Below are 5,208 nucleotides of genomic sequence, written 5' to 3'. Positions count from 1 at the left end.
CGGACTGGTTGACGATGGCGATGCCGCCATTGGCGGTGACCTGCCCGGCGATGCGGGACGGGTCGGCGCTGTTGACGCGGTTCAGCGTCATCGATCCGCTGTTCGGCTGCTGGAAGCGCACGGCATGGTCGCGGCCGACATCGAAGCCGCGCCAGTCGATGACAGCGCGGTTGGTCGCCTGGTTGACCTGGGTGCGGGCGGCGTCCTGGGCGATGGCGGCGCTGCCGCCGCTGACCACGCCGCCCTGCGGCCGCGCATTCGGTGCTTGAGCCAAGGCAGGGTCAGCGGCCGCCAGCGCCGTGCCGCAGAGCAGCAACCCGCGGAGGGCGGGGAAGGGGCGGCGGGGCATCATGGCCATGGCTCTCTTCACCTTCCCTCGGACCCGCATCAGCACGCGCCACTAGATCGCATTCGCACGCTCAGTACGGAGGCACAAGGACGTGACCGCGACCGGGGTGACGCGCCACAGGGGCGCCCGGCGCCCGGTGGGACAGCGTGCTGCGGCTCGACGGTCGGCTGGTGAGAGGCCGGCGCGCTAGGCGGTATCGAATTCAGCACCGGGAGGCGCCTGGCGAGGGATTCTTCGCGCTGGCCAGGCGCGCGGCGATGCCGATGCTGGCGGCACTCGGCAAGCCGCGCAACGCCGCCAGCGCGGAAAAGACCCGCCGGGCGACCCCGAAGGCTGAATGTCGATCCGCCCTAAGGAGACAGCCCGCGTCGGGCCGCACCAGAGGCTCTGTCCGGCGCGCGCGCGCCCTGCTCTCCGGACCCGGACGGCGATTCAGCCGGGGCGATCGGCGCGGGTGGCGAGCCGATCACGCGGTTCCGCCCGGCGCGCTTCGCGCGATAGAGCGCCGCGTCCGAGGCCGACACCAGCGCCATGGGATCGGAGAAGTTCGCCGGGGAGAGCGCGGCGGCCAGACCGATGCTGACCGTGACGACCCCTGAGGGCGGATTGCCTTCATGCGTCAGGCCGATCGCCTCGACGGCGGCCCGCACCTCCTCGGCCACCAATGCCGCGCCTGCCGGCGGGGTGTTCGGCAGCAGGATCGCGATCTCCTCACCGCCGTAGCGGGCGACGAGATCCGCGGGACGGCGAACCACCCCGGCGGCGGCGCTCGCGACCTTTCTCAGGCAGTCATCGCCTTGCGGATGCCCATAGGTGTCGTTGAACAGCTTGAAGTGATCGACGTCGATGAGCAGCAGCGACAACGGGGTCTGCTCCCGCCTGGCCCGGAGCCACTCGCTCGCCAGCGCTCCGTCGAAGGCCCGGCGATTGGCCAATCCCGTCAGGCCATCGGTGCGGGCCAGTCGCGCCAGATCCTCCTCCAGCATCTTGCGCTCGGTGACGTCCCGGATGACCGCCACGATGCCCTCCGGCTCGCCCGTGGCTTCGTTGATGATGGTGCTGGCCGAGGCTTCGACCCAGACGGTCTCACCATCCGGACGCAGGATCCGGTACTCGGCAAGGACGGCTTTCGCTCCGGCCCTGAGCCGGGTCATCGATGCCTCGGCAGCACCGCGATCCTGCGGCGCAATATGCTCCAATGGAGAGCAGCCGATCAGCTCCACCGCCGGGCGGCCGAAGATCCGCTCCGCAGAGGGGGAGACGTAGAGCCGCCTTCCGGAGAGATCGAGACGGGACACCATGTCGCTGGAGTTCTCCGCGAGCAGCCGGAACGTCGCCTCATTCCTCCGCGCGACCTGTTCGGCATCGCGGCGGCGCCGCAGTTCCCGGCCGAGGCGCATCATCATGAGCAGCATGGTGACGACCAGCACGATGGTCACGCTGCCGATGACGACCGCCTTCTCCCACCACGTCTCGTAGATGTCGCTGACCGCCAGGGCCACGTTGAAGACGATCGGCAGGTCATCGAGTGTGCGGAAGGTGTAGAAGCGCTGCACCTGGTCGGTGGATGCCGTGGAGACGAACTGGCCGTCCTGCGTCCCCCGCATCCGCCGGAAGGGTGCGGCACCGCTCAGGTCCCGGCCCAGCAGCCGTTCATCGTGAGGATGGCGCGCCAGGACGATGCCATCATCGCGGACCAGTGTCATGGCACCGCGCGACCCAAGCTGCATCCCCTCGAAGACGGCCTGCAGGTGCGAGAGCCGGATCGCGCCAACGGCGATACCCGCGAAGCTGCCGTCCGGATGCGACAGGCGGCGGCTGAAGCCGATGCTCCAGAGCCCGTCGCCCAGGCGGCTCCGGTAGGGGCGGCTGATATGGAGCCCGGCATCGGCATGATCGCGGTGGACGGCGAAGAAATCCCGGTCGGCGTGATTGCCCGTGCCCGACGGCGCGCGCTGGCGGGTGTCGAAGATGACCTCGCCCATATCGTCCAGAAGGACGATGGCATCCAGATACCGGGTCGAGCGGACGCGCTCCAGGACCAGCTCCCGGCGAAGCTCCGGCCTGATCTCATCCGCGCCTGCCCGCATCATGATGTCGGAGACGGCGCGGAGGGTGAGGTCGATCGCCTTGATCTCGGAGGTGAGATCACGTTCGACGGCGCGTGCCAGGTTGGCGGAGGCTTCGCGGGCCCGGTCCCACGCATCGCGCCGGGAGTCGAGGAGCACCGCGGCCACGGTGACGAGGACGCCCGCCGCGAGCAGCGCACCAAGCAGGAGGGCGCTGCCGCCTCTCCCGAAGAGGCGGGCCACAGATGATCCTGGAAAACGTCCGGTTCTCTCTGCCCGAGGCATAAGCTGGTTCACCCTCAAGCGAAGCAGCCTACCGGGCGTGTGTTAAATTTGGGTCTCCGGTGGGCGACATGGGAAGCCTGCGGTGAATGTGCTGAACACCAGCCGGAATGCACCCGGCTGTGACGTGACGGATCGGTTTCTTGACCGCTATGTTACCAGCGAGAAAGAGAAACCCAGCAACCTCCGCCCGGCATGGCCTGTTCCAGCCCGGATGGCCGGGGCGGGACATACAGGGATGAACGGAACCAGGCGTTCCTACGCTCTGCTCACCCGGTCGAAGAAAAGGGCCGCCGCCAGCCTTGCGGTGGCGGCTGATACGGGAGTGCTGATGAGCGCGACATTCTACCGCATCGTGAGGATCAACGGGCTGGCCGGATCGGTCCGGTACCTGCTGGCCGAACTCGCCCGCGATGGATCGACGGAAACCCTGCTGTCCGGCTCCTTCGAGAGTATCGAGGAGGCGGAGAAGGCGCGCTTCGCTCTCACCTACGGCGTGAAAGCCCCGGCCGGCTAGAGCGTGATGACTTGAGGCGGAATCGCCGAAAAGTCTGAATCACGCGATCAAACACCAGCATGCTCCAGCAACGGATGCCGGGCGGCGGACCGCACCGTCAACCGAAGGCGCCGACCTCCTGCGTGATGGCCGCGGAGGCTTCGCGCAGCAGCAGGAAGTAGCCACGCATGGGCGCGAACAGCGCGGCATGCTCGGCGGCATAGCTGGCACCCTCCCGCGGCGGCGCCGGCTCATGGAAGTCGAGCGCCTCGGCAGGGTCGGGTGCCGCCGGGAAGATCTCGCCCAGCAGCGCCAGCACCGGCTCCACATCCAGTTGCAGGATGCGGTGCACCAGCACCTCCCGCGTCGCGCCGTGGCGCGGGCTGAAATCCGGCACCGCGACGGCGATCAGCCAGATGCGGTGGATCAGCGCGAGCCGCGTCGCATGCAGCAGCACCAGCCGGTCCGGCATGCGCGGCAGGTCGGGCCAGGCGGCGCGGAGTGCCAGATGATCCGCCTGCAGGCGATGGAACATGCGCCGGACGGGTGCGGCCAGATCAAGCTTCTCCAGCGCCGCGGCGACGTTCATCAGCGCTTCCCGCCGGCCCGGGCGCCTGGTGGCGCCGGCGCGATCGAGCCAGGAGCCGGGGTCGAGCGTGTCAACCGCGGCGCGCAGCACCGCGATGTCCGAGGCCGCCGCGGCTGATGCCGCCATGGCGATGGCGCGCGCGAAGCGCGGGGAGCGCGCGCGGAGATCGGCGAAGGCGTCCGGATTGGCCGCCGCCGCCAGGCCCAGCCCCTGCAGGGTGTTCGCAAGCCAGCCGAGCTGCTGCAGGATCGCGTTGTTCGGAATGGCGCGGAGCTGGGACGGGTGCGCGATGCGCACCGGCCCGCCACCGCCATCGCTCTGCCGTGCGGAGGGCCGCGACCCCGTGCGGTCGAGCAGGCCGGGACCGAAGGCGCCGAGCAAGGCCGCATAGCCGGGATCCTCGACCAGCGCCGCCATCTCCCGCCGCGCGGTCGCGAAGAAATCGGCGCCGAAATCGGCCTCGGCATAGATCGGATCGGGTGTGGCCTCCGGGGGGGCGAAGGCATGCTCCGCGATGCGCGCGACCGCGGCTTCTGCGAGCTCCCGCGTGCCGAACAGCAGGTAGCCGTCGCCGCCCTGCACGCTGCTCTCCTCGCGTAGCTTCAGGCCGGCGCGGGCGAAGGCGAGCCGGGTCGCGGGCGGCGAGAGATAAGCGAAGCGATCAGCCAGGCTGTCCGGATGGCCGCCGCGGCCGATGCTCTCGCCATGGGTGTCGAACAGCACCAGCTCGATGCCTTCGAGGCCGTGGCGGCGGAGCTGCTCGGCGAGGCGGAGCTTCAGCCGCTCGGCCAGGTAGCTGGCCGGAAGCTGGCCGACATAGCGGCCGGAATCGGAATAGCCGAATTGCAGGCAGAGCCGCCCCTGCGCGCGCAGATAGGCGCGCCAATGCGGGCTGCGCAGCGCTTCCTCCAGCACGCGTTCGCCGCGCTCCAGCGCGTCCGCGGTCTCGAACAGCGGCGAGATCTCGACGCGGTCGGCGATGCCGAAGCGGCGCGCGAGCCAGAGGGCGGCGAGCAGCGTGTATCCGGTCTCGGTCTCGGCGATCAGGAAGCGCACCGGCTGGCTGCCGTCGATGTGCTTGATGATCTGCGCGACCGTCATCATCAGCCGCGGCGCCGAGGCGCGCTCGGCGAGCAGGGCGCCGAAATCGACCGGCTGCGGCGCGACCTCGGCGAGTGCGGTGTTGATCTCGGCGAGCAGCCCGCGGCGCTCCGCCATGTCGTCCGGCGCAGCGTCGATGCCGAGGCGCTGGCGCAGCGCATTGTGGATCTGCGCGGCGTTCAGCCGGACATGGGTATGCGCGAGCGCCATGCCATGCGCGGCGAGGCCGGCGCGGGCGACGGCGAGCGGCAGGCGCGCCTCCTCGGGCGCCGCGGTGATCGCGGCGTTGAGCGCCGCCGCGAGCGGCGCGGGATCGACCAGC

4 protein-coding genes are annotated in these 5,208 nt (G+C 70.1%); 1 reads left to right on the top strand and 3 read right to left on the bottom strand.

What is annotated here, in order from left to right; genetic code table 11:
- Together GXW71_RS34010 and GXW71_RS35590 are read right to left on the bottom strand one after the other, a co-directional pair.
- A partial coding sequence (locus tag GXW71_RS34010) for a two-partner secretion domain-containing protein (protein WP_211858433.1) occupies positions 1–352 on the bottom strand: 352 nt, incomplete at its 3' end.
- Between the two features lie 347 nt (positions 353–699).
- Entirely contained in the window at positions 700–2,661 is a 1,962-nt protein-coding gene (locus tag GXW71_RS35590; protein WP_211858430.1) for a diguanylate cyclase domain-containing protein, read from the bottom strand.
- 124 nt (positions 2,662–2,785) lie between these two features.
- Here GXW71_RS35590 and GXW71_RS34000 point away from each other — a divergent pair, with 124 nt between their 5' ends.
- Positions 2,786–3,217: a hypothetical protein gene (locus tag GXW71_RS34000; RefSeq protein ID WP_211858426.1), complete on the top strand. Its 432-nt coding sequence runs from the start codon at positions 2,786–2,788 to the stop codon at positions 3,215–3,217.
- A gap of 97 nt (positions 3,218–3,314) precedes the next feature.
- On the opposite strand, the gene GXW71_RS33995 is transcribed toward GXW71_RS34000, so the two are convergent.
- Positions 3,315–5,208: phosphoenolpyruvate carboxylase (locus tag GXW71_RS33995; protein WP_211858425.1), on the bottom strand; the 1,894-nt coding region annotated here is incomplete at its 5' end.

The organism is Plastoroseomonas hellenica (genome assembly GCF_018129085.1).
Lineage (GTDB): Bacteria > Pseudomonadota > Alphaproteobacteria > Acetobacterales > Acetobacteraceae > Plastoroseomonas > Plastoroseomonas hellenica.
The sequence above is the reverse complement of the archived record's forward strand: the minus strand, read 5'-3'. Positions and strand labels throughout refer to the sequence as shown.